At 67.2% G+C, this 23803-nt stretch carries 19 protein-coding genes; 7 read left to right on the forward strand and 12 right to left on the reverse strand.

All coding sequences use genetic code 11. The features are described 5' to 3' along the window. Positions 1 to 42: 42 nt before the first annotated feature. The 4 genes from AC06FP_RS02295 to aceE form a co-directional block, all read right to left on the reverse strand. Entirely contained in the window at positions 43 to 393 is a 351-nt protein-coding gene (locus tag AC06FP_RS02295; RefSeq protein ID WP_478074339.1) for a SymE family type I addiction module toxin, read from the reverse strand. After that, on the reverse strand, positions 390 to 662 hold the full coding sequence (locus AC06FP_RS02300; RefSeq protein ID WP_478074340.1) for an XAC0095 family protein: 273 nt from the start codon (positions 660 to 662) through the stop codon (positions 390 to 392). Before AC06FP_RS02300 ends, AC06FP_RS02295 begins: the two co-directional genes overlap by 4 nt. Before the next feature lie 782 nt (positions 663 to 1444). Next, on the reverse strand, positions 1445 to 3004 hold the full coding sequence (locus AC06FP_RS02305; protein WP_478074341.1) for an ATP-dependent nuclease: 1560 nt from the start codon (positions 3002 to 3004) through the stop codon (positions 1445 to 1447). Positions 3005 to 3082: 78 nt separating this feature from the next. Then, positions 3083 to 5770, reverse strand: a complete 2688-nt coding sequence (aceE, locus tag AC06FP_RS02310; RefSeq protein ID WP_478074342.1) for a pyruvate dehydrogenase (acetyl-transferring), homodimeric type — start codon at positions 5768 to 5770, stop codon at positions 3083 to 3085. 494 nt (positions 5771 to 6264) lie between these two features. Between aceE and AC06FP_RS02315 the strand changes: the two genes are divergently transcribed. The 4 genes from AC06FP_RS02315 (at position 6265) to AC06FP_RS02330 (ending at position 8567) form a co-directional block, all read left to right on the forward strand. Continuing rightward, positions 6265 to 6762 carry a PadR family transcriptional regulator gene (locus AC06FP_RS02315; protein WP_478074343.1) on the forward strand — a complete coding sequence of 166 codons (498 nt, stop codon included), beginning with the start codon at positions 6265 to 6267 and terminating at the stop codon, positions 6760 to 6762. Between the two features lie 119 nt (positions 6763 to 6881). Beyond that, a complete protein-coding gene (locus tag AC06FP_RS02320) occupies positions 6882 to 7670 on the forward strand; it encodes a siderophore-interacting protein (RefSeq protein ID WP_478074344.1) in 789 nt (262 codons plus the stop codon). Between the two features lie 77 nt (positions 7671 to 7747). Further along, positions 7748 to 8059 carry an I78 family peptidase inhibitor gene (locus AC06FP_RS02325; protein WP_478074345.1) on the forward strand — a complete coding sequence of 104 codons (312 nt, stop codon included), beginning with the start codon at positions 7748 to 7750 and terminating at the stop codon, positions 8057 to 8059. 106 nt (positions 8060 to 8165) lie between these two features. After that, positions 8166 to 8567, forward strand: a complete 402-nt coding sequence (locus AC06FP_RS02330) for a hypothetical protein (RefSeq protein WP_478074346.1) — start codon at positions 8166 to 8168, stop codon at positions 8565 to 8567. Between the two features lie 107 nt (positions 8568 to 8674). Here the strand turns inward: AC06FP_RS02330 and AC06FP_RS02335 are convergent, their stop codons facing one another. Together AC06FP_RS02335 and AC06FP_RS02340 are read right to left on the reverse strand one after the other, a co-directional pair. Next, complete coding sequence (locus tag AC06FP_RS02335; protein WP_478074347.1) at positions 8675 to 9370, reverse strand: YceI family protein; 696 nt, start codon at positions 9368 to 9370, stop codon at positions 8675 to 8677. A gap of 90 nt (positions 9371 to 9460) precedes the next feature. Further along, positions 9461 to 10051, reverse strand: coding sequence for a malonic semialdehyde reductase (locus AC06FP_RS02340; protein ID WP_478074348.1), 591 nt, complete (start codon positions 10049 to 10051; stop codon positions 9461 to 9463). A 129-nt stretch (positions 10052 to 10180) separates the two neighbouring features. Between AC06FP_RS02340 and AC06FP_RS02345 the strand changes: the two genes are divergently transcribed. Together AC06FP_RS02345 and AC06FP_RS02350 are read left to right on the forward strand one after the other, a co-directional pair. Continuing rightward, complete coding sequence (locus tag AC06FP_RS02345) at positions 10181 to 11155, forward strand: mitochondrial fission ELM1 family protein (RefSeq protein WP_456117176.1); 975 nt, start codon at positions 10181 to 10183, stop codon at positions 11153 to 11155. A gap of 275 nt (positions 11156 to 11430) precedes the next feature. Beyond that, the gene (locus tag AC06FP_RS02350; RefSeq protein ID WP_478074349.1) at positions 11431 to 11985 is read left to right on the forward strand and encodes a queuosine precursor transporter; all 555 of its coding nucleotides are present in this window, start codon (positions 11431 to 11433) and stop codon (positions 11983 to 11985) included. Positions 11986 to 12479: 494 nt separating this feature from the next. On the opposite strand, the gene glnE is transcribed toward AC06FP_RS02350, so the two are convergent. The 3 genes from glnE to AC06FP_RS02365 form a co-directional block, all read right to left on the reverse strand. Next, complete coding sequence (glnE, locus tag AC06FP_RS02355; RefSeq protein ID WP_478074350.1) at positions 12480 to 15290, reverse strand: bifunctional [glutamate--ammonia ligase]-adenylyl-L-tyrosine phosphorylase/[glutamate--ammonia-ligase] adenylyltransferase; 2811 nt, start codon at positions 15288 to 15290, stop codon at positions 12480 to 12482. A 48-nt stretch (positions 15291 to 15338) separates the two neighbouring features. Next, complete coding sequence (locus tag AC06FP_RS02360) at positions 15339 to 16811, reverse strand: tetratricopeptide repeat-containing sulfotransferase family protein (RefSeq protein WP_478074351.1); 1473 nt, start codon at positions 16809 to 16811, stop codon at positions 15339 to 15341. Between the two features lie 329 nt (positions 16812 to 17140). After that, positions 17141 to 20254 carry a TonB-dependent receptor gene (locus tag AC06FP_RS02365; RefSeq protein ID WP_456117180.1) on the reverse strand — a complete coding sequence of 1038 codons (3114 nt, stop codon included), beginning with the start codon at positions 20252 to 20254 and terminating at the stop codon, positions 17141 to 17143. A 693-nt stretch (positions 20255 to 20947) separates the two neighbouring features. Between AC06FP_RS02365 and AC06FP_RS02370 the strand changes: the two genes are divergently transcribed. Next, complete coding sequence (locus tag AC06FP_RS02370; RefSeq protein WP_456117181.1) at positions 20948 to 22462, forward strand: acetyl-CoA hydrolase/transferase family protein; 1515 nt, start codon at positions 20948 to 20950, stop codon at positions 22460 to 22462. Positions 22463 to 22532: 70 nt separating this feature from the next. On the opposite strand, the gene AC06FP_RS02375 is transcribed toward AC06FP_RS02370, so the two are convergent. From AC06FP_RS02375 to AC06FP_RS02385, 3 genes are all read right to left on the reverse strand, one after another. Next, positions 22533 to 22871 (reverse strand): YegP family protein, encoded by a 339-nt coding sequence (locus AC06FP_RS02375; protein WP_456117182.1) that lies wholly within the window; start codon positions 22869 to 22871, stop codon positions 22533 to 22535. 125 nt (positions 22872 to 22996) lie between these two features. After that, positions 22997 to 23257, reverse strand: a complete 261-nt coding sequence (locus tag AC06FP_RS02380) for a GIY-YIG nuclease family protein (protein WP_478074352.1) — start codon at positions 23255 to 23257, stop codon at positions 22997 to 22999. An 18-nt stretch (positions 23258 to 23275) separates the two neighbouring features. Then, a complete protein-coding gene (locus AC06FP_RS02385; RefSeq protein WP_456117184.1) occupies positions 23276 to 23749 on the reverse strand; it encodes a hypothetical protein in 474 nt (157 codons plus the stop codon). Between the last annotated feature and the right edge of the window lie 54 nt (positions 23750 to 23803).

Below are 23803 nucleotides of genomic sequence, written 5' to 3' on the forward strand. Positions count from 1 at the left end.
ACGTGCAGCACGCCCGCCCTCGCACTCGCCGCGTCGCCCCGCTTACGCCGGCAACTCGATCACCAGCCGCCCCGCCTGCGCGGTGATGCGCAGCTTCGCGCCGATGGCGAAGCCCAACTGCTCCAGCCACAGGCCGCTCAGGCGCAGGTGCGGCACGGCCTGGTCGCCGCCGTGGTCGTAGGCGCCGGCGTAATGCGTGTAGCTGACGGTGCATTGCCGGGGCCGGCGTGCGCGGCGCGGTGCGCCCAGGCTGCCCGGGCGGGTGGGCAGCGGATCGGGCTGCAGGCCGGGCGGTGGCAGCGGCGGCAGATCGAAGGCGTTCTTGGCGATGCGCCATTGGCAACGGGCCGGTCGCTTGGCGGCCGGGGCGGCGGACGCGCGGCGGCGGCTCATGGGGCCTCCTGCGCGTCGCAGGTGGATTGGGCCGGGCAGCGGCACTCGCGCAGGGCGACGTTGATGCGCAGGGACAGGCTGCGCAGGCGCTGCGCCAGCACGCCGGGCTGGCAGAGCAGGTGCGCGGTGAGATCGTGGTTGCCCTGCTCGGTGGCCGCCAGTGCGGCCAGCCGCTGCATGACGTCGCCCACTTCAAGCAGCAGGGCGTGCGCGCCCTCCGGCAACAGGTAACCCGGCGCGGCGGCCGGCGGGGATGGTGCGGTGTACATGGCAACGCCCTCCTGGAATACGCCAAGTACCGCCGCCCGAAGGCGACGGGATGTCGGGAGGTTCGAAACCGCACACAGACGGCGGGCGTATTTCCCCGAAGGGTGTTGTATTAGCCGCCCTCCCGACGCAGGCATCGCGTCGGCTTGCGCCCGGAAGATTGGGGCACAAAAAACCCACCGGCTTGACGGAGGTGGGTACCGCTGTGTGAGGAGTTTCGACGCTCCTTAGGGGGTGAGAGTGCTGCTGCTTTGAAGCAATGTCAATGAGATCCGAGCAGTTCAGCAAATGCGCAATGACCTCCTACTCCACTATCTCCTGAAATCTGACAGGCAGCCATTCTTCGCGAATCCAAGCAAACTCATCGATCTAACAGGAAAGTCAGACCAAAAAAGTGAGCACCACCCCATCTTCACCAGCTGATAAGTGAACCTGACCCCGTTAGCCGACTACCGATGGTCGAGCTACCACCGCAACGCGTTGGGCAGCTCCGACACATCCTCCGCCCGTACGTCTGCTACAGCGCCCTGGCACATTCAGAAGTGGAGTGACTACATGCCTGTCGAGAGTTGGTACAGCAAGCCTGCGATAAAGATGCCTCCCGTCTCAACAACCATGTGCAACATCAGCGTCCAATGAGAAACGACCGATTTCGAGCGACCATCGAAGCCTAGCTCGGTCGCAAGCTAACACCCGGAAAAGTTGGGCGACCCAAGAAACAAGGGCCAGAGAATTAGAAAATCGACTCTGCCCCCCCTGTTCCCCCTAACCAAATCTTTCAACATCACGCAGCCAGGTGACCAACGACAAAATTACGCAAATCCTCAAATTCGGCCGAGAAAGACCTGCACAGCGATGAAGACACCTTATCTACAACCTGATCTCTAGTGATACCAATATGACTCGAAATCTCATGGAATTCTTTATGCTTCCCAGCCTGAAGGCCATATTCCATCAAGTCGGCGACCTCGCCCTCATCGACAGACAAGGCGCCAGCAATCGAAGCAGGAATATCTTTTGCCTTCTGTACCATCCAAGACTCCGGCCATGAGTCTCCGGGAAGATATGCCACACGGGCTGCAAACCATTTATCAAAAGCTTGCACCGGATTCTCAAGAACTCTCTTCGCGACGCCCAGATTATCCTTTTCCTTCCCGCGCTGATCTCCATCAAATATGGCCACGTACTTCCGCCTATCATTCCTAGCGATAGCGGATGCAAGCTGTCTTGCGATGGCGGCCGCGGACCCAACTACTAGAACCTCGACGCGAGACCTAATGCTGCTATGTAACATTTCGAGGACAAGTGACCTAGCGACATCATCTTCGACCATGATGTACAGCTCGGTCTTGACTTCATCGCCCATTTTTCTAAATGCAAAATCCGGCGAAACCCCTTGAGTAACTCTCGTCCTCCCCCCCACGTTTTCCAGGAAGAATCTAGCGTCATCCGGAAGGCTCTCAAATATGTGCCGAGAGTGGGTTGTACAAATAACTTGGGTTGACACCTCCTTGCAAACATCCTTCAGCTTTTTCATAAACATCTTCTGCGCTCGGGAATGCAACCCAAGCTCAATCTCATCCAGAACGAATAACGCCCCTTCGCCTGCAGAATAGATGTTCGAGAATATCTCGAAAAGCGCGTTCTCGCCCGCCCCCATATTGAATCCGGAGTACGTAATGTTTCCGCACCTCACAACTGGCAAACTATAGCGCGAGTGCTCAAGGTAACGAAAGTCGTCATAAGTCTTCCCTAGAATATAGCCAACCGCCGCCGCGACCTTTGGCTCCCAGCCCTTCTTCGGAACATCCTTGAAGACTCGAGAATAGGATCTTGACTGGCTTCTTTCGCTGTGTGGAACAATCCTCTCGATACCCAGAAAGACTACATTTCGATGCACTCGAAGCTGATAGTCATTCCATTTGCCACCCTTCGCCTTCTTTCTCTCCTGCTCAGCTATGCCCTTTCCATCTGGCACTCTCGGACTAGGCTTCCAATTGTCATGAGCAATTCTGTAGTCAATAGCAATACCTTGGGGAGCCACTTCCTGAGAGTGTTGGATGAAGAAGTCCGAGAACGTGTAGTACGTTGCCTTCCTTCTTGGCAACCTGAATCCTGTCCGCTTGTTGTGAAACGCGCAGCAAGCCATTGCAAGAACCGTAGACTTACCTGCGCCATTTATTCCCGCGAACGCGACTATCGGAAAGTCAAAACTTAGCGAAAGATTGTTGATTCCCCTGAGAGCGCCTTCCTGCAAAACAATACCTCTAAGAAGCGCCTTGGTTAGGTCATTCGAAAACCAAGACCGAAGATCCTTGTCAACCTGACTTTCCCGGTACTTCATCCCGACTCCTTGTTAGACCTTCGCAAGCGCTCAAAAAAGAGGCGACCCATAGGCCGCCTCTCGTCAACAACTTGATAATCAAACCCCTACAGGATTCGCCTTCTCCGGATCAATGTTGTACTGCTTGATCGCCCGGGCCACGTCCTTCGCGGTCATCTTGCCGTCCTTCGCCAGCGCCGCGATGGCGGCGTGGGCGATGTAGTAGCGGTCCACTTCGAAGAAGCGGCGCAGGTTGGCGCGGGTGTCGGAGCGGCCGAAGCCGTCGGTACCCAGTACCGAGTAGGTCATCGGCACGAAGGCGCGGATCTGGTCGGCGTAGGCGCGCACGTAGTCCGTTGCGGCGATGGCCGGGCCCTGGCGGCCTTCCAGCAGCTGGGTGACGTAGGGCTTGCGCTGTTCGGCTTCCGGGTGGAGGCGGTTCCAGCGTTCGGCGTCGAAGCCATCGCGGCGCAGTTCGTTGAAGCTGGGGCAGGACCAGATGTCGGCGGTGACGCCGAAGTCCTTGTCCAGCAGTTCGGCCGCGGCGATGGCTTCGCGCAGGATGGTGCCGCTGCCCAGCAGCTGCACGCGCAGTTCGCCCTTCTTGGGCTTGCCGGCGTCGGTGAGCAGGTACATGCCCTTGATGATGCCCTCGGCTGCACCTTCCGGCATGGCCGGGTGGGTGTAGTTTTCGTTCATCAGGGTGATGTAGTAGTACTCGTCGATCTGGTCTTCCATCATGGCCTTGGTGCCATGCTGGAGGATCACGGTGACTTCGTAGCCGAAGGTGGGGTCGTAGCTGCGCACGTTGGGAATGCCGCCGGCCACCAGGTGGCTGAAGCCGTCCTCGTGCTGCAGGCCTTCGCCGTTGAGCGTGGTGCGGCCGGCGGTGCCGCCGAGCAGGAAGCCGCGGGTACGCATGTCCGCGGCCTGCCAGGCCAGGTCGCCCACGCGCTGGAAGCCGAACATCGAGTAGTAGATGTAGAACGGCAGCATGGGCACGTTGCTGACCGAGTAGCTGGTGCCGGCGGCCATCCACGAGGCGATGGCGCCCGGCTCGCTGATGCCCTGCTGCAGCACCTGGCCGCTCTGGTCTTCGCGGTAGTACATGAGCTGGTCGGCGTCCACCGGCTTGTACTTCTGGCCGTAGGGGGCGTAGATGCCGATCTGGCGGAACAGGCCTTCCATTCCGAAGGTGCGGGCTTCGTCGGCGACGATGGGCACCAGGCGCGGGCCCAGTTCCTTGTCGCGCAGGCTGATGTTCAGCGTCTGCACGAAGGCCATGGTGGTGGAATAGGTGCGCTCGCCCGAATCCTTGAGCAGGCGCTCGTAGGTTTCCAGCTTGGGGGCGTTGAAGGATTTGTCGGCCTTCTGGCGGCGCTGCGGCAGGTAGCCGCCCAGCGCGGCGCGGCGCTCCTGCAGGTACTGCACTTCCGGCGAGTCCGGGCCCGGGTGGTAGAACGGCACCTGGCCGTCCTTGAGCTGTTCGTCGGTGACCGGGATGTTGAAGCGGTCGCGGAAGTGGCGCACCGCTTCGTCGTCCAGCTTCTTGGTCTGGTGGGTGGGGTTGAGCGCCTCGCCGGCGCTGCCCATGCCGTAGCCCTTGACCGTCTTGGCCAGGATGACGGTGGGCATGCCCTTGGTGTTCACAGCCTGGTGGTAGGCGGCGTACACCTTGTGCGGGTCATGGCCGCCGCGGTTCAGGCGCCAGATGTCGTCGTCGGACAGGCTGGCCACCATGGCGGCGGTTTCCGGGTACTTGCCGAAGAAATGCTCGCGCGTGTACGCGCCGCCGAAGGCCTTGCAGTTCTGGTATTCGCCGTCGACGGTTTCCATCATCAGCTTCTTGAGGACGCCATTGGTGTCCTTGGCCAGAAGCGGATCCCAGTAGGAGCCCCACAGCAGCTTGATGACGTTCCAGCCGCCGCCGCGGAACACGCCTTCCAGTTCCTGGATGATCTTGCCGTTGCCGCGCACCGGGCCGTCCAGGCGCTGCAGGTTGCAGTTGACCACGAAGATCAGGTTGTCCAGGCCTTCGCGGCCGGCCAGGGCAATGGCGCCCAGGGTTTCCGGCTCGTCGCTCTCGCCGTCGCCGATGAAGCACCACACCTTGCGGTCGGACTTTTCGATGAGGCCGCGGTTTTCCAGGTAGCGCATGAACTGCGCCTGGTAGATGGCCGCCAGCGGGCCCAGGCCCATGGACACGGTGGGGGTCTGCCAGAAGTCCGGCATCAGCCACGGGTGCGGGTAGGAGGACAGGCCGCCGCCGTCCACTTCCATGCGGAACTTGTCCAGCTGCTGCTCGCTGATGCGGCCTTCCAGGAAGGCGCGGGCGTAAATGCCCGGGGCGCTGTGGCCCTGGATGAACAGCAGGTCGCCGGGGTGGTTTTCACTCGGGGCGCGCCAGAAGTGGTTGAAGCCCACGTCATAGAGCGTGGCGCCGGAGGCGAAGGAGGCGATGTGGCCGCCCAGGTCGCCCGGCTTGCGGTTGGCGCGCACCACGGTGGCCATGGCGTTCCAGCGGATGATGGAACGGATGCGCCATTCCAGCTCGGCGTTGCCGGGGCTCTTGGCCTCCAGTTGCGGCTCGATGGTGTTGACGTATTCGGTGGTGGGGGAGAACGGCAGGAACGCGCCCGAACGACGGGTCAGTTCCACCATGCCTTCCAGCAACTGATGCGCGCGCTCGGGGCCCTCGACATCGATAACGGCCTTCAACGACTCGATCCACTCCTGGGTTTCCAGGGGGTTCGGGTCGTTGTTCAGCACTTCATTCAACCAGTTCATTGGCGCTCCCAGTTACGGCACGCACGCGCGCGCTTGTTCAGTAGTTTTGAGCCGCAAAGTGTAGCGCACCCGCCCGCCCGCGAAGCTGGCTACGGCTGCGTATGGCCTTGCGGATCGCGGTGTCTGGCGGACAGGACGCGACAGGCCGATGGCCGCGGGCGGGACAGCGGCGGACAGGGTTGTGCCCTGCCCGCCTTGTTGCGGGGTGGTGTCCGTGGAACAGCAGCGCGCTTGCGTTGAAGGCATTGCCGGCCAGGCGCCAGCGGTGATGCCCAGCCGCGGAACACCGTGTTCCCCGATGCGGGGCTCACCCCGCATGGGCCTTGCCGGCACGGCCAGGACGCCGGGCGAGGCCGCCGGCCACCGCCGGCCACGCACCCATGCTGGCGCGGCGGCAGGTCAGCGCGATGACAACCGCGCGGCGCTCGGCCGGCCGGTTTGCGCCGGCACGGTTTTCGATATATCGTTCCGCCCATATTCGATATATCGAAACCATGCCGCCCGCATCGCCGCCCACTGCCCGCCAACGCCCCACCGCGCGCCCGCTCGGCCGCGGCGACCTGCGCCTGCTGCTGCTGTCGCTGCTGGGGCAGGCGCCGCGCCACGGTTACGAGCTGATCCAGCTGGTCAGCGACATGTTCCTGCGCGTGTACACGCCCAGCGCCGGCTCGGTGTACCCGCTGCTGGCCGATTTCGAGAAGCAGCGCTGGGTGGTGGCCGAGGAAGGCGGCGGCCGCCGGCGCTACCGCATCACCGCCATTGGGCAGGCGCAGCTGAAGCTGCGCGAGGCCGATGTGGAGGCGGCGCAGCTGCGCGCCCGCCACAGCGCGCGGGTGATCGCCCGCGCCAACCAGCCGCCGGCGGTGCGGGAGGCCATGCACCGGCTCAAGCAGGCGCTGGTGCTGCGCAACGGTCGCTGGGAGGACGCCGACGCCGAACGCATCGCCGCCCTGCTGGACCAGGCCACGGCGCAGATCCGGCAGCCGACGTAACCCGTATTTCCCATGCCCGCCGCGTAGGAGCGACTTCAGTCGCGAAAGGGCTTCACCGGTAAAGCCACATCGCGACTGAAGTCGCTCCTACGGATGGATACCCCTGCCTGGAATCCCCCATGCCACACGAAAACCGCACCCTCCGCCTCACCCCGCGTTTCCGCCAGCTGCAGGTACTGCGCAGCGAGCGCCTGACCCCGCACATGCAGCGCATCGTGGTGGGCGGCGCCGAGCTGGAAGGCTTCGAAAGCCCGTCGCCGGACGACCACGTCAAGCTGTTCTTCCCCAACGCCGACGGCGCGTTTGTGCTGCCGGTGCTGACCGAACAGGGGCCGCGCTACCCGGAAGGGCTGGCGCCCTCGCCCGCCCGCGACTACACCCCGCGCCACCACGATGCCGCCGCCGGCGAGCTGGTGCTGGATTTCGTGCTGCACGGCCATGGCGTGGCCTCGAGCTGGGCGGCCAGGGCGCAGGTGGGCGATGCGCTGGTGGTGGCCGGGCCGCGCGGCTCGCACCTGGTGGCCGACGATTACGACGCCTACGTGCTGATTGGCGATGAGACCGCGCTGCCAGCCATTGCGCGGCGCCTGGCCGAGCTGCCGGAACATGCGCAGGCCGAGGTGCTGATCGAGATTCCCGAGGAAGCCGACCGCCAGCCGCTGCCCAGCGCCGCGCAGGTGCGGGTGTCGTGGCTGGAGCGCAACGGCTTCGACGCGGCCAGCAGCACGCTACTGGAGGACGCGCTGGTGGATTTCGAAACGCCCGACGGCGATGCTTATTACTGGATCGCGCTGGAATCGCGGCGCGCGCGCATGATGCGCAAGTTCGTCGAAGGCCACCTGCAGGTGCCAAGGGACTGGATCCGCGCCACCGGTTACTGGAAGGCGGACCCGGACGAGGCCGAGTGAACCGCGCGGCGTGGCATCACGACGCCGGCATGAGCGCGCGCTGCTATGCTCGCGCGCAGTCAATCCGGTTGCCTGCCATGACCCCACGCGCCCTTCGCCCGCTGCTTGTTCCCGCCACCGCCGTGCTGCTCGCCGCCGGCCTGGGCGGCTGCCTGGCCACGCCCGGCCCCACGGTGTCCGGCGACGGCCGCTGCGATGCCTCGAAGCTGCAGTGGGCGGTGGGCCAGCCCGGCGACGAGGCGAACATGCGCCGGCTGGCGCGCGAGAGCGGCGCCGGGCTGGTGAACCCGATCGGGCCGGCCACCATCGTCACCCAGGACATCCGCCAGGACCGCCTGCGCGTGTTCCTGGATGCGGGCAACACCATCACCGCGGTGCGCTGCGAGTAAGCCAGCGCGCAGTGGAAGCAACGACGAAAGGCCCGCCCATGGCGGGCCTTTCGCGCACGGGCGGTGCGACAATCGCGCCCTTGGTGATGACGGAACAGGCGGCAACGTGGGCAAGCTGACGATGGCGGCACTGGATACCCTGCGCGAGCGCGTGGCCGACGATGGCCGCTGCGATGCGCTGCTGGCCGGCTTCGGGCAGCCGCAGGCGCTGCGCGCGCCGCTGCGTGCGCTGGTGCAGGCGCAGTGGCAGCTGCTGCAGGTCGAGCACGAGGTGGCGCAGGTGGCCGACGTGCTGCGCCGCGACCAGAAGTACGCGCCGGCCGGGCGGCCGTCGATCCACATCGTGCAGCTGCGCAAGCAGCAGGCCGCGGCGAAGCAGGTGATGCTGATCGCGCGGCAGCGGCTGGCGCAGGTGGCGCAGACCTTCGTGCAGGCCAGCGGGCTGGCGTTGAAGGCGAAGCAGTCGCCCAGCGAGGCGGTGGCGGCGTGGCTGCAGGCGCTGCGCTGAGGCGGGACCATGGCGCGGCCGATTTTGCCGCAGTCCCAACGAAACGCAGAAGGCCCGCCAATGGCGGGCCTTCTGCGTGCTGCGTGCGGGCGCGTGCCCGGCGCGGATTACTCGGCCTTCGGGATCGAGGCTTCGGTGGTGATGCGCACCTTGACCTCGTCGCTCACCGCCGGGGCGTAGGCGCCCACGCCGAAATCGCTGCGCTTGAGGGTGGTGGTGGCGTCGAAGCCCACCGACGGCACCTTCAGCATCGGGTGCTCGCCGGCGCCGTTGATGGTGACGTCCAGGGTGACCGGCTTGGTGGTGCCCTTGACGGTCAGGTCGCCGGTGACGGTGAGCTTGTTGGTGCCGGCCGCTTCGACCTTGGTGCTCTTGAAGGTGGCGGTGGGGAACTTGGCGGCGTCGAAGAAATCGGCGCTGCGCAGGTGCTCGTCGAACTTGTCGGTGAAGCTGTTCAGGCCGGCCAGCGGCAGGGTCACTTCGACGCTGGACTTGCTGACGTCGGCGGCGTCGTAGACCAGGGTGCCGTCGGCCTGGCCGAAGTGCGCGGTGGGGTTGGAGAAGCCCATGTGGCTCCACTGCACCAGCACGTCGGTGTGGCTCGGGTCGAGCTTGTAGGTGCCGGAGGCGACGGTGATCGGCGCCACTTCCGGGGCGGCCGGGGCCGGGGCCGCGGCTTCGGCCGGGGCGGCGGCGGTGGTGTCGGCCGGCGCGGCCGGGGCAGCGGTATCGGCCGGCTTGGAGCAGGCGGTGATGGCGGCGGCCAGGGCCAGCGGGAGCAGCAGCTTGGTGACGGTGGACATGGGTGACTCCTGTGGATGCGGATGAGAGGGCTGGAGCGGTTTCAGCTTACCGGCGCCCGGGGCAGAACGGACGCCGGGTGGGAACGACGGTCAGGCGATGCGCGCGGCTTCGTCGAAGGACAGGCGCGGCAGGCGCGGGAACACGCCGGCCGGGTCGCCATAGCCCAGGTTGACGAGGAAGTTGGACTTGATGGCGGTGCCGGCGAAGAAGGCCGCGTCGACCTTGGCGTTGTCGAAGCCGGACATGGGGCCGGCATCCAGCCCCAGCGCGCGCGCGGCCATCATCAGGTAGGCGCCCTGCAGGCTGCCGTTGCGGAATGCGGCCTCGCGGCGGCCTTCACGCGGGCCGTCGAACCAGGACTTGGCGTCGGTGTGCGGGAACAGGTACGGCAGCTTTTCGTGGAAGTCCTCGTCATGGCCGACGATCACCGTGACCGGCGCGGCCATCGTCTTGGCCAGGTTGCCTTCGGACAGCGCCGGGGCCAGCTTCTGCTTGGCTTCGGCCGACTTCACGAACACGAAGCGCGCCGGCGAGCTGTTGGCCGAGGTCGGGCCCCACTTCAGCAGGTCGTACAGCGCGCGCAGCTGGCTGTCCTCCACCGGGCGGTCCTGGAAGGCATTCTGGGTGCGCGCGGTGCGGAACAGCTGGTCGAGCGCGGCATCGGCAAGAACATCAGACATGGAAACTCCGTGATGGATTGGCTACGGTCGTGGCCTTGCGCGGGAAAGCCCCGGACAATGCCCCGCAGCAGAGGGCGCAGTGTAGGGCGTCGCGACTGCTGCAACACCCGGCCTCACTGAAACGAATCAATGCCAAACGCGAAACGATCGACGCTTCCCTGGACGATCACCGACGGCCGCGCCGGCAACGTGCGCCAGGCCGTGGCGTTGGCATCGGCGCTGCGCCTGGGCGGGCAGCAGCGGCTGCAGCTGGAGCCGCGCGCGCCGTGGCGCTGGCTGGCGCCGCGCACCCTGCCCGGCGCTGCGCGCGGCTTCGGCGAGGGCTTCGAACGCCTGGCCACGGGGCCGGCGCCGGGGCTGGCGATCGGCTGCGGCCGCCAGGCGGCCGGCGCGCTGCGCGTGCTCGGCCGGCGGGGCACGCGCACGGTGCAGATCCTCGACCCGCGCATCGCCGCGCGCCACTGGGACCTGGTGGTGGTGCCGGCGCACGACCGCCTGCGCGGCGGCAACGTGCTGACCCTGCTGGGCAGCCTGAACCCGGTGACCGACGACTGGCTGGCCTGCGGCCGCGCCGCCTTCGCCAGCTTCGAGCAGCTGCCCGGCCCGCGTACCGCGCTGCTGGTGGGCGGCCCCACCGACCACGCACCGTGGCGGCAGGAGGACATCGTGCCGCTGCTGGCCGAACTGGCCGCGCGCATCCGCGCCGAGGGCGGCAGCGTGCTGGCCACCACCTCGCGGCGCACGCCGCGACCGGTGACGCAGGCGCTGCTGCGCGCCTTCGACGACGTGCCCGGGGTGATCTGGAGCGACGGCGGCGACGGCAGCAACCCCTATGCCGGCCTGCTGGGCTGGGCCGACCGCGTGCTGTGCACGCCGGATTCGGTGAACCTGCTGTCCGAGGCCTGCGCCACCCGGGTGCCGGTGGGCGTGCTGCTCGGCCAGCGCGCGCAGGGACGCATGCTGCATTTCCAGCGCGCGCTGCGCGAGCGCGGGCGCCTGCTGGACGGGCTGGACGCGCTGCAGGCCGACCCGCCGCAGGCCATCGAACCGCTGCGCGAAACGCCGCGCATCGCCGCCGAGGTGAAGGCGCGGCTGGGGCTGTAACCCGCCGTTGCCGCGGGTTCCTGCGGTTGCAGGAGCGCCTGTCCACGCGCGGTGGGACGCTCGCGCAGATGCTCCGTCGCGCACTGAAGCGCGCATCCTGCCGGCGCGCCCAGGCAGGGAGATTCGTGGGCAACGCCCGCTGCTGCAACAGGCCGGTGAAGCCCCATACAGGGCTGCCGTTTACAATGGCCGCCCGTCGCGCCTGCCGGTTCCGGCCTGGCCGCCTCCCTTCCCGCTCCCCGCAGCGCCCCCGGCGTTGCCGCCCGCCCGCTGCCATGTCCCCGCATCCGTCGATCCGCTTCGCCCCGCTCACTCCGCTGTCGCTGCTGCTGGCCGTGCTGGCCATGGGCACGGTGGTGCTGGGCTCGAACGTGCTGGTGCAGTACCCGATCAACGACTGGCTGACCTGGGGCGCCTTCAGCTACCCGGTCGCGTTCCTGGTCAGCAACCTGATCAACCGTCGCTTCGGCCCGCAGGCCGCCCGGCGCGTGGCCTGGGCCGGTTTCGCGGTGGCGGTGGTGCTGTCGGTGTGGATCGCCACGCCGCGCATCGCGGTGGCCTCGTGCATGGCCTTCATCTGCGCGCAGCTGCTGGACATCACCGTGTTCGACCGGCTGCGCAGCGGCAACTGGTGGCGCGCGCCGTCGGTGGCCACCACCTGCAGCGCGACGCTGGATACGGCGATCTTCTGGTCGATCGCTTTCGTCGGCTCGTCGCTGCCGTGGGTGAGCTGGGCGGTCGGCGACTGGGCGGTGAAGCTGGGCATCGGCCTGTGCCTGCTGGTGCCGTTCCGCGCGCTGCTGTGGAAGATGGCGCCGGCGCGGTCATAAGCCCACGCGTGATGATCCCTTCTCCCTGCGGGAGAAGATGGCGCGAAGCGCCGGATGAGGGCGAGGCGAAGCCGCATGCAGCTTGGTGTTGCAGGGCTTCGCCCCTGCCCTCACCCCAACCCCTCTCCCGACGGGAGAGGGGCTCTTAGGTTCCCGGCTCGAATGGCATGCCCTGCGCTATCGCCACGCCCTTCTCCCTGTGGGAGAAGGTGGCGCGCAGCGCCGGATGAGGGCAAGGGTGAAGCCGCATGCAGCCTGTTGTCGCCGGGCTTCGCCCCTGCCCTCACCCCAACCCCTCTCCCCCGTGGGGAGAGGGGCTCTCTCAGGTTCCCGGCTCGAACGGCAGGCCCCCGCTATCGCCGCGCCCTTCTCCCTGCGGGAGAAGGTGGCGCGAAGCGCCGGATGAGGGCAAGGGCGAAGCCGCATGCGGCTTGGTGTCGCCGGGCTTCGCGCGTCCCCTCACCCCAACCCCTCTCCCGTGGGGAGAGGGGCTCTCAGGCTCTCGGCTCGAACGGCAATCCCTGCGCTACCGCCGCAGCAGTGATCACCGCGCAGGCGGTTTCGATGTCCGGGGTGGGCACGGCGATGCGCGGGCGCCGGTCCAGGGTGCAGGACAGGCCGGCATCGAGCAGAGTGGCATGGGCAGCGTGCAGGGCATCTGCGGTTGCCGCCGGCAGCCAGCCGCTGGCGGCCAGGGCGTCGATCAGGCGCGGGGTTTCGCGCGGCCCGCATAGCGCCGGAGCGTCCGCCGCGCCGGCCAGCACGCCGGTCTGCAGCAGGAACTCCAGGTCCACCAGCCCGCCGGCGCCCTGCTTGAGGTCCAGCCGCGCCGCATCGCTGCGGTCCAGCTCGGCGCGCATGCGTGCGCGCATCTTCAGCACGTCGCCGAACAGGGTGTCCGCATCGCGCGCGCGGCCCAGCGTGGCGGCGCGCACCTGTTCGAAACCGGCCAGCAGGCCGGCATCGCCGGCGACGCCGCGGGCGCGCACCAGCGCCTGGTGTTCCCAGGTCCAGGCGCGCTCGCGCTGGTAGTCGGTATAGCTGGCCAGCGAGGACACCAGCGCGCCCTTGCCGCCGTCCGGGCGCAGGCGCACGTCGATGTCGTACAGGCGGCCGGCGGCGGTGACCGCCGACAGCAGGGCCATCACCTTCTGCGCCAGGCGCGCGAACCAGCGGCTGCTTTCCAGCGGCCGCGCGCCGTCGCTTTCCTCGGCATCGCGCGGGTGGTCGTACAGGAACACCAGGTCCAGGTCCGAACCGAAGCCCAGTTCCAGCCCGCCCAGGCTGCCGTAGCCGATGATGGCAAAGCGCCCGCCGGGCACCTGCCCGTGCGCGGCGGCCAGGTCGGCGTGCGCCATCGCCAGCACGGTGTCCACGACCGCGTCGGCCAGCTGCGCCAGCTGGCGCGTGCAGTCCACCGCGCGCTGGCGGCCATCGTGGAAGGCCAGCGCCATGCGGAAGCTCAGCGCCAGCCGCACTTCGTTGAGCGCGCGCAGCGCGGCTTCGGGATCGTCGATGGCCAGCGCCGCGGCGCAGGCCTGGCGCATCTCCTGCGCCTCCGGCAGCGGGCCGGCCACGCGCGTGTCCAGCAGTTCGTCCAGCAGCAGCGGGAAGGCCACCAGCCGTTCGGACAGCAGCGCGCTGCGCGCCAGCACGTTGACCAGCCGGGTGAGCGCGCTGGGTTGTTCGTCCAGCAGCGCCAGGTAGCTGGTGCGGCGCAGGATCGCCTGCAGCAGGCCGAGCACGCGGCGCAGCGCGGCGTCGGGCTGCGGCGAGCGGGTGGCGGCGTGCAGCAGCGCCGGCAACACGCGGTCCAGGCGCGCGCGCGCGGCATCGGACAGCGATTTGACCCCGAGCGACTGCGCGAATTCGCGCAGCGACTGGTCGGCGCCGTGGGCGTCGGCGAAGCCGGCCTCGGCCAGCACCGCCGCGTCGCCGCCACCGGGCAGCACGCGCCAGTAGCTGGACAGGGCATCCGGTGCGGCCTGGCCACGGCGTGGCGCCAGCAGCGCGGCGAATTCGGTGGCCACGCGCTGGCGCTGTTCGTCCAGTGCGGCCAGCAGCGCGTCCCACCCGGAATGACCCAGGCCCAGCGCGATGCGCGCGCGGTCGTCCGGGTCGGCCGGCAGGCGATGGGTCTGCGCGTCGCGCAGCATCTGCAGGCGGTTTTCCAGCCGGCGCAGGAAGCGGTAGGCCTCCACCAGGGTGGCGCCGTCGGCCGCGTCCATCTGCCCGGAATCCACCAGCGCCTGCAGCGCCGGCAGCAGGCGCCGTTCGCGCAGCGCCGGCTCGCGGCCGCCGCGGATCAGCTGCAGGGCCTGGGCAAGGAATTCGATCTCGCGGATGCCGCCCGGCCCGCGCTTAATGTCGTCGAAGCGGTCGCTGCGCGCGACCTCGGCGGTGATGGCCGCCTTCATCTCGCGCAGGCCGTCCAGCGCGGTGTAATCCAGGTAGCGGCGGTAGACGAACGGGCGCAGGGTTTCCAGCCAGGCCTCGCCGGCGTCGATGTCGCCGGCCACCGCGCGCGCCTTGATCCACGCATAGCGCTCCCAGTCGCGGCCCTCGCGCTGGAAATACTGGTCCATGCCGGCGAAGGACAGCGCCACCCGCCCGGCGCTGCCGAACGGGCGCAGGCGCAGGTCGACGCGGTGGCAGAAGCCGTCGGCGGTGGTCTCGTCCAGCAGCCGCGCCAGGCGCTGGCCGAGCCGGGCGAAGTATTCCTCGGCCGCCAGCGGCCGCGCGCCGTCGGACTCGCCGGCCTGCGGGTAGGCGTAGACCAGGTCGATGTCGGACGAGAAGTTCAGCTCGCCGCCGCCCAGCTTGCCCAGCCCGAACACCACCAGCCGCTGCACGCTGCCGTCGTCGGCGCGCACCACGCCGTGGCGCTGGGCGAATTCCTGCTCCAGCGCGGCCAGCGCCAGCTGCAGGCAGTCCTCGGCCAGCCGCGTGGCGCCGCGCAGGGTGGCATCCACCTCGTCCAGGCCGTTGACGTCGCGCCAGACCAGCCGCGTGGACGCGGCGGCGCGGTAGCGGCGCAGCTGCACCGGCCAGGCGCTGGGCTGCAGCGGGTCCAGTTCCGGCAGCGGCAGCGGATCGCCCTGGTCCAGCCGCGCCAGCAGCTCCGGCTGCCGGCACAGGGTGTCGATGGCGAAATCGCTGGCCAGCGCCAACCGCCGCAGGCCGGCTTCGAACGCGGGCGACGACGGCCAGTGCGCCGGGTCCGGCGCGGCCAGCTTCAGGCGGGCGATGGCGCGGTCGAGCAGCGCGGCGAGGGCATCAGGCAGGTCGGGGAGCGGAATCGTCATCCACGGATTCTGGCACCGCAGCCGGCAAGTGTGGGACCTGCGGCTGCCTCAGCCATCGACCCTGACGCCGCCGGCCTCCAGCAGGGCGCGCAACGGACCGAGCTGCGCCTCGTAGCGCTTCCAGCGCTGCAGCGACGAACGGAACATCGGCGACCGTACCTGTACCGCGCTGGCGGTGGAGACCGGCGAGGCATTGTCCTGGAAGCGCAGGCAGGCGTCGTCCCAGGACAGGCGGCAGTGGTCCAGCAGGCGGCGGGTGACGGCCTCCTGGTTGTCCACCAGGTCCTCGTAATCGACCTGCAGGATGCGGCCGGGCATCGTGCGTTCCCAATGCCGCATCAACCGGTCGAACAACAGGTAGTAGCGCCCGGTATCGAGCAGGTCGAACGAATAGTCGTAATAGGGCGAGGCCAGCGAGAACAACTGGCGGAAATTGCCCAGGCAGGTGTCCATGGCGCCCCGGCGCAGGCACACGATGCTCGCGTTCGGCAGCGCGCGGGCGATATGGCCGGCGTAGAGGAAGTTGTGCGGCAGCTTGTCGACGAAACGCGGCTTGCCGCCGGTCAGCGTACGCGTGCCCTCGATGTACTCCCTGCCCAGCCGCGCCCAGTCCAGGTCGCAGGAACGGCGCAGGGTGTCCGTATCGGTCAAGGACGCGGTCGTGCTGCCACTGGCGCGCTTGACCATCAGCGGGAAATTCTCCAGCTCGCCCGCCGAATGCACCTGGGAATGGCTGGACAGGATGCGCTCGACCAGCGTGGTGCCGCTGCGCGGCATGCCCATGACGAAGATCGGTGCGGAGGAAGGGTCGCCGGCCACTTCATACGGTGGCGGCAGCGGCATTTCCATCAACGCCTCGAACAGCTTCCGGTCCCGCTCGAACGAATAGTTGCGGCCACGCCGCCCCCGGCGCTTGCCTTCGGCCAGGTGCTCGAACGCAGGCGGGTAGTCGGCCAGACCTTCCAGCTCCCGGGCCAGGGCCAGATGCAGGAACATCGCCGCCTCGTCATCGCCCTGGTGCGCGGACAGCAGCTTGCGCATGAGCGCCACATGGTTGTCCTGCGGGGTCGGGCGGCACAGCTGCGCGAGCATCAGCCATGCCCTCCAGAACCCGGGGTTCAGGCGCAGGCACTCCAGGCATTCGCGTTCGGCGCCCTCCAGGTCGCCCACGGCCATCAGGGCGACCACCAGATTGAAGCGGTAACCGGCCGAGCCCGGGGCCAGTTCGACGGCACGGGCGAATGACGCCGCCGACTTTTCCTGCACGTGCGCGCGGCCGTACACCGTGCCCAGCTTGGCCCAGACCGATGCGTCGGCCGGTCCAAGTGCGCAGGCCCGGTCCGCGGCATCGACCGCTTCGCGGACAAGCCATCCGTCAAGCAATGCGCGGGAAAGCTCCAGCCAATGTTCGGCGCGCAGTGGGTCCAGCACCGTGGCGCGTCGCAGATGATCCAGGGCCGCGCCGTTCTGCCGCAGGCGCGACGCCACCACGCCGGCCATGAAGCAGACATTGGCGTTCATGGGCATCATTCCCAGAAGGCGTTCACTCAGCGCCTGGGCCAGCGGCCATTGCGCGCGGTTCATCGCAGCAACGGCTTCCCCATACAGTTTTTGAGCTTCGTTCATAAGGCACTCCTTTTCGCCAACGCCATCCTGCAACCGGTACATGCGCGGGTCGAGCCGCCGGCGAAATGCCTGCCCATCGCCCTTCCCGCCCGATGGCAGGATCAAGACCCCACCTGCATGGCGCCCCTGCCCCGCACTCACCCATGGTGAAGGCAAAGCACCAAAGAAAAGGCCGGCCCCTTTCAGGGCCGGCTTTTCGTCCTGCAAACCACCAACCCTTCGGATCAGTAGTCGTACGACAGCGTGAACATCAGATAGCGTGGCGCCTGGAAGGAACGGATGTACCCGAAGGTATTGTTCACGGTGTAGGAGATCTCAGGATCGCCACCGTTGTCTGCCATGGCCGTGGTATCGAAGGACGTAGGCGTCCGCGAGTTGAACGCATTGAACAGGCTCAGGTTGAGCGCCAGCTTGTTGTCGAACGCGCTCGGCTTCCAGGTCACGCCGAAGTCCCACTGGTGCGTCCACGGCATGAACTTTTTACCCGGCGGGTACGGCTGGCCGAAGCAGGTATGGTAGGACGAGCGGTAGCTCACCGGATCGGCCTCTTCCGAGGCTTCGTCGATGCTGCCATCGGGGTTGTAGTAGCCGAAGCAGCTCAGCGGCGAGCCCGACATGATCCGGCCATTGGCGCTGACCGACCACTGGTCGTTGAACGCGTAGCTGCCATGCAGTTTGATCTGATGGCGATGGTCGTTGGCCAGGTAGCCATTGGCGTAGGCCATGATCTCGGCGACGTCCCAGTTCTGCGAGGTCGACACACCGTTATCGTGGGAATCCGAACCCTGGCCGGTATCCGAGTTGGCCGGGCCTTCGGTGTTGCCCTGCAGCTTGCTGTACACGTAGTCGATGCGGCCTTCCCACTTGCCGTCGAACGGGTGCTCCAGGTACAGCTCGATGGCCTTGTAGGTACGCTTCATCTCCGACGGCCAGCCCCAGTCGGCCGCCGTCATCTTGACCTGCTTGTACTGGCCGTTCTGCGAATAGCCAAACGGCGAGTTGGGATCGGCGACGATGCCGGCGAAGGTGAAGGTGTTGCCACTGGGATTGGCCAGGTGGCAATACGGGCTGGCCCACAGCGAACCGTCGTTGTCGTCCTCGTAGAAATAGCCGAAGTTCGAATCCGAGGTGAAGGTCATGCCCGCCTTGTCACCCAGGCGGTACGGGTCGCAGATGTCGTCCACCGCCTGCTTCAGGTCGCGATAGACGGCCTTGGCACCATAGGTCCACTTTTCGCCCAGGCTCTTCTCGAAGCCCAACACGAACTCGTCCTGGTACATGTTCTTCAGATCGGTGGCGGTCACCGTCTTCGGATCCACCGGCGCGCCGTTCTCGCCGTTGGCGACCAGGTGGTTGTACTGCGTCAGCCCGGTCGGCACGCCCGTCACCGGGTCGATGCCGGTGTAGCGGAAGTAGTCGATGGTGTACGTCGACGAGCCTGCTCCGCGCACCGCAACCGCGTTGGGCAGAGCCAGGAAGTAGCGGCCAGCGTTGCCGAACACCTTCAGGCTGGAATCGCCGAAGACGTCCCAGGCGAAACCGACGCGCGGCGCCCACTGGTCGCCACTTTCCACATAGGCCTGCCCCAGGCCGTTGTAGTTGGTGAACTTGTCGTTGCGCAGGCCGAGCGAGAGCAGGAAGTTGTCGGTGATCTGCCAGTTGTCCTGAAGGTAATAGGCATTCTGCTTCAGCGACATGTTCGTGTTGTTGTCATACACGATCTTCCTGACGTAATAGGTGTTGCCGGAGCGGCTGTAGCGCCAGTCGTCCGCCATCTGGTTCTGGCCTTCGTTCTCGGCCTCGAACTTCATGTTGTCCACACCGAAGGTCAGCGTGTGGTCGCCCAGCACCCATTGCAGGTCGGCGCGCAGGCCGGAACTGTCGTCGACGGCATCCACGCCCTGGACGGTATAGGAGCCAGCCTGGCCATTGATGGGCCTGCCGCCGGTGATCGCCGGATTCTGCCCGGTCAGGGAAGTCGTGATCGAGGGAATTCCCGCCATGGCAGCCGGCGAGATGGAACGATAGCGCTGGCGGCTGCGGCCGTAGGTCGCCTCGAAGGTCAGGTTGTCGGTCAGGTAGCCGGTGTACTTGAGCACCGACATGTTGAATTTCAAGGATTCCGGAGCGACGGCCTGCTGCAGGTACGGCAGCTGCTCGCCCACCGAATTGGAAGCGAAATCGTAGTCGTAGATGTTCCTGCCATCACGGGTCCGTTGACCCATGTAGGTGTACTCGAGCAGGTGATTGTCGGTGATGTTCCAGTCCAGATTGACGTAGAGCTTCCAGTCGTTGGTGTGGCCCTTTTCCCAGGTCGGGACGGAAGCCTGCGGGCCGGTACCCTGCCCGGTATCGGTCAGGGTCGATTCGGAGGACACGAAGCCGAAGAGCTTGTCCTTGATGAGCGGGCCGCTCACATAGGTGCTGTACACGGTATCCGAGCGCTCGTAATTGCCGTTCTTGCGGCTGGCGAGCGTGCCGGCGATGCTCGGATCGGCCCAGCGATACTGGCACTGCTCATCGGCATCGGGACCGCATGCCTTGGGCAGGTTCGGGTTGGAGTTGGCCGCCGAGAAATCCATGTCGGAGTAGTTGCGGTCCGGATAGTCGCTGCGCCAGCCTTTGGGCCTGATGGAGATCTGCGCACCGAAATGCAGGTCGTTGCTGCCGCTTGCGCCGACCTGGCTGATCACGCCGCCGGCGGAGCGCCCGTACTGCGCGCCGTAGCCGCCGGTCAGGGTCTGCTGCTGCGCGATGGCGCCCCACGGCAGGCTGTAGCCGCCGACGTTCGTCATCGGATTACCGATGTAGAAGCCGTTGATGTAGTAGGCGTTCTCAGCGACCGACGAACCACCGAAAGACACCGCGTTGCCGAAATAGCGGCCGTTGCCGGAAGCGGCACCGGGCGCCAGCAGGGCAATGGCTTCCACCGAACGCGCGATCGGCAGGCGCGCCAGCTGTTCGGCCGTGATGACGGTGCGGGTATCGGTCTGCGTGACGTCGATCTTCGGGGCGCTGGCGGCGGTGACGTTCACCGTCTCCAGCGTTGCCGCATCGCCGCTGGCGAAGGATACGTTCGCGCCGGAACCGATCAGCACCGTTACGCCGCGCTGCCCCAGTGTCTGGCCGTTCTTGTCCTTCACGACGACGGTGTAGTTGCCGCCCGGCAGCGCGCTGAGGTTGTACCTGCCCGAGGCGTCGACGGAAACGGTACGGGTAACGCCGTTCTCGCCGGAGACAACGATCGTGTGACCGGCAGGTGCGCTGCCGTAGATGGTACCGGTGGTGCTTTGTGCCTGTACGCCGCCGGCGACGCACAACCCCAGGGCGAGGCTCAAGGCACTGCGCCGTATGACTTTCGACTTCCGATTCATTTCAGCACTTCCCTTCTTCAGGTTCGAGAAAACCGCTTGAGGAAAACCGACCAGTCGCTTCGCAGACCTTGCTGCCACCCCTACCAGAAGATGAACGGTCGGTTAATGCAAACTTAATGCATTGTTCATCTATACGTCTATACCCGTCGCCCCGCAGATTTGTATCGATTTGTATCAGCGCGGCCCCGCGCTGCGGTCGGCGGTCATGTCGTGTGTCGGGTGGGGGCAAGGGGACCGCCCGGACGGCAAGCCTGCGGCGCGGACACGCGGCTGATCGGCGCAGGATGGCCCCCTCTCCACGCCCGGGCAGTGGAGGAATCACCAGCAGAAACGGCGCCTGCCGACAGGGAGCCGGCAATCGCCGAGCCTGGCGCCAAATAAAAAGCCCGCTGGCAGCGAACTGCCAGCGGGCTTTGCTCCCTCCCCCACGTCGGGATGCAGGGCGATCCTGCGGGGTCGGCGCACAAGTTGCACGCTGCAGTGCAAAAAAGCGCCGGACCGGTCCGGAGGCGGGGGCGAGCGCCGCCACGGCCGAAACGGCCGCCGCACCCGGCGCACGGGGTGCCCCGCGCGGCGAACGCCATCCCACGAAGGTCGAACCCCGCCGGCAGTGGCCATCCGGGATAATTGGCGTCCCCCACGAGCAACTGTCGTCGCATGTCTGTCGAACGCATCCTGGACCCGCGCCTGCGCGAACGGGTCGTCTCCGCCGAGCACGCCGCCACCCTGATCCAGCCCGGCGAGACCGTCGCCATGAGCGGCTTCACCGGTTCGGGCTACCCCAAGGCGGTGCCGCAGTGCCTGGCCCGGCGCATCGAACAGGCGCACGAACGCGGCGAGGAATTCCGCATCAACCTGCTCACCGGCGCCTCCACCGCGCCGGAGCTGGACGGCGCGCTGGCCAAGGTCGACGGCATCGCCATGCGCATGCCGTTCCAGAGCGACCCGGACGCGCGCCGGCGCATCAACGCCGGCAAGCTGGACTACCTGGACATCCACCTCTCGCACGTGGCCCAGCACGTGTGGTTCGGCTTCTACAACGAGATCGACACCGCGGTGGTCGAGGTGTCGGCCATCCATGCCGACGGCACGCTGGTGCCGTCCACCTCGGTGGGCAACAACAAGACCTGGCTGGACCTGGCGAAGAAGGTGATCATCGAGGTCAACCAGTGGCAGCCGCTGGGCATGGACGGCATGCACGACGTCTATTACGGCACCGCGCTGCCGCCGCACCGCAAGCCGATCCCGCTGCTGCGCGGCGACGACCGCATCGGCCAGACCACGCTGCGCTGCGACCCGGACAAGATCGCCGCGGTGGTGCTCACCAATGCGCCGGACCGCAACAGCCCGTTCAACCCGCCCGATGCCGACAGCCAGCGCATCGCCGGCCACCTGATCGAGTTCCTCAGGCACGAAGTGGCGCGCGGGCGCCTGCCGGCCAACCTGCTGCCGCTGCAGTCGGGCGTGGGCAACATCCCCAACGCGGTGCTGGCCGGGCTGGCCAGCAGCGGTTTCCGCGACCTGGAAGCCTTCACCGAGGTGATCCAGGACGGCATGCTCGAGCTGCTGCGCAGCGGCGTGCTGCGCTACGCCTCCTGCACCGGTTTCGCGCTGAGCCCGGCCGCCACCGAGGAGTTCATGCGCAACATCGACTTCTACCGGCAGCGCATCATCATGCGTTCGCAGGAAGTCTCCAACCACCCGGAACTGGTGCGGCGGCTGGGCTGCATCGGCATGAACGGCATGATCGAGGCCGACATCTACGGCAACATCAATTCCACCCATGTCATGGGCAGCAGCATCATGAACGGCATCGGCGGCTCGGGCGATTTCGCCCGCAACGGCTTCCTGTCGATCTTCCTGAGCCCGTCCACCGCCAAGAACGGCAGCATTTCGGCGATCGTGCCGATGGTCAGCCACGTCGACCACACCGAGCACGACGTGGCGGTGGTGGTCACCGAACAGGGCCTGGCCGACCTGCGCGGCCTGCCGCCGCGCGCCCGCGCCCGCACGCTGATCGACCACTGCGTGCACCCGGATTTCCGCGACCAGCTCAACGACTATTTCGAGCGCGCCTGCCGCGACAGCTACGGCAAGCACACCCCGCACCTGCTGCCGGAGGCGCTGTCCTGGCACCAGCGCTGGCTGGACACCGGCACGATGAAGGCCTGAGCCCTTCGGCCGCCACAACGCATGAAGCCCGGGGATTCCCGGGCTTCATGCGTTCTCGGGACAGCGGGGTTCAGCCCGCGGTCCTGTCCTTCACCGTCGGGGTCGGGCCGTTGGCGCGCACGCTGGCGATGCCTGCCTCGCGCCCGGCCTGCGAGGCGTACATCTGGCTGCTGCCGATCACCTGGTGGTTGGCCGCCTTGAGGTTGAAATGGTGGCGGCCGTCGCTGGCCGTCTTTCGTTCGTAACGCGCATCGTCCGGACTGTTCGTCCTTACCGAGGCGATGCCGTTCTCCGCGGCCGCCCGCGTGGTGTAGCGCTCGCTGGTCAGGATGACCTCGCCATTGCCCGCCTTGAGCACGAAATGGAACTGGCCGTCGCTGCTGTGCTGCAATTCGAACCAACCGTTCATCGCGTTTCCCCGCTGCTGAGGTTGCCGGCATGCGGGGCCGCGATACCCCTGCGCCCCGCTCCGGCCGGACGCCCGGAACCCGGGCCGTTGCGGCCGCAACGTGGCGGCCGTGCCCGGAATCTACCTCATTGGCCGCCGTGTTCCAGCCAGGCCAGCTTGCGCTCGCGCGGTTGCCGCTTCAGCTGCCACTCCGCGCGCGATGCGGCGGCGCGGTCGGCGTACTCGCGGACGCCGAGAATGCGCAGCGGCGGATGCGCGCGCGTGTAGCGCGCGCCCTTGCCCGCCGCATGCGCCCGGAAGCGGGCCTGCACGTCGGTGGTGATGCCGGCGTAGTAGCTGCCGCCACTGCATTCGAGCAGGTACAGGAACCAGGCGCCGGCAGCCACGCTACGACCGTTCGCGGTTTACAGGCTGGCCGCGTCGGCGATCTTGCACATGCCCTCGCCCACCGCCTTGTTCGAGGTCAGCTGCCCGCCCTTGATGCTGAAGCGCACTTCCACGCGGATGCTGCCATCGTCCTGGCGGCGCACGGTGGTGCGCAGCGGGACGGTCGAACCGCCGCCGCCGCGCACGGGCTGTTCGGCGGCGATGTAGCCGGTACGCTCGTTCGGCGAAATCGCCACCATCTCCTCGGCCTCGATCGCCGCGACGGTCTTGCGGAACGCTTCGGCGTAGCTCACGCCTTCGTGGTCGGTCGAGGCCAGGAACTGCTTGCCGCTGGTGAAGCCGCCGGTTACCGAAAGATTCTGCAGGCAGCCACTGCCCGAGTCCTGGACCTGCTTTTTGGCCATCGCCAGCGCCGGCACCAGCATCAATGCCATGGCAACGGTGCAACTGAGGGTACGCATCACTTCCTTCTCCCTGGTACGGTGATTCATCGGCTTCCTGCCGGGCGGGACGCGCCCCGCTCCACATAGCAGGCGGGAGGCCTT

Source organism: Stenotrophomonas sp. Steno-Z2, from assembly GCF_056393235.1.

What these genes read in the sequence shown, in the direction of transcription:
- AC06FP_RS02300 (WP_478074340.1), bottom strand. Translation starts at nt 662, where the DNA reads ATGTACACCGCACCATCCCCGCCGGCCGCCGCGCCGGGTTACCTGTTG.
- AC06FP_RS02320 (WP_478074344.1), top strand. Translation starts at nt 6,882, where the DNA reads ATGCCACACGAAAACCGCACCCTCCGCCTCACCCCGCGTTTCCGCCAG.
- AC06FP_RS02360 (WP_478074351.1), bottom strand. Translation starts at nt 16,811, where the DNA reads ATGAACGCCAATGTCTGCTTCATGGCCGGCGTGGTGGCGTCGCGCCTG.
- AC06FP_RS02340 (WP_478074348.1), bottom strand. Translation starts at nt 10,051, where the DNA reads ATGTCTGATGTTCTTGCCGATGCCGCGCTCGACCAGCTGTTCCGCACC.
- AC06FP_RS02350 (WP_478074349.1), top strand. Translation starts at nt 11,431, where the DNA reads ATGTCCCCGCATCCGTCGATCCGCTTCGCCCCGCTCACTCCGCTGTCG.
- AC06FP_RS02315 (WP_478074343.1), top strand. Translation starts at nt 6,265, where the DNA reads ATGCCGCCCGCATCGCCGCCCACTGCCCGCCAACGCCCCACCGCGCGC.
- glnE (WP_478074350.1), bottom strand. Translation starts at nt 15,290, where the DNA reads ATGACGATTCCGCTCCCCGACCTGCCTGATGCCCTCGCCGCGCTGCTC.
- AC06FP_RS02345 (WP_456117176.1), top strand. Translation starts at nt 10,181, where the DNA reads ATGCCAAACGCGAAACGATCGACGCTTCCCTGGACGATCACCGACGGC.
- AC06FP_RS02370 (WP_456117181.1), top strand. Translation starts at nt 20,948, where the DNA reads ATGTCTGTCGAACGCATCCTGGACCCGCGCCTGCGCGAACGGGTCGTC.
- AC06FP_RS02325 (WP_478074345.1), top strand. Translation starts at nt 7,748, where the DNA reads ATGACCCCACGCGCCCTTCGCCCGCTGCTTGTTCCCGCCACCGCCGTG.
- AC06FP_RS02295 (WP_478074339.1), bottom strand. Translation starts at nt 393, where the DNA reads ATGAGCCGCCGCCGCGCGTCCGCCGCCCCGGCCGCCAAGCGACCGGCC.
- AC06FP_RS02305 (WP_478074341.1), bottom strand. Translation starts at nt 3,004, where the DNA reads ATGAAGTACCGGGAAAGTCAGGTTGACAAGGATCTTCGGTCTTGGTTT.
- AC06FP_RS02375 (WP_456117182.1), bottom strand. Translation starts at nt 22,871, where the DNA reads ATGAACGGTTGGTTCGAATTGCAGCACAGCAGCGACGGCCAGTTCCAT.
- AC06FP_RS02335 (WP_478074347.1), bottom strand. Translation starts at nt 9,370, where the DNA reads ATGTCCACCGTCACCAAGCTGCTGCTCCCGCTGGCCCTGGCCGCCGCC.
- AC06FP_RS02385 (WP_456117184.1), bottom strand. Translation starts at nt 23,749, where the DNA reads ATGAATCACCGTACCAGGGAGAAGGAAGTGATGCGTACCCTCAGTTGC.
- aceE (WP_478074342.1), bottom strand. Translation starts at nt 5,770, where the DNA reads ATGAACTGGTTGAATGAAGTGCTGAACAACGACCCGAACCCCCTGGAA.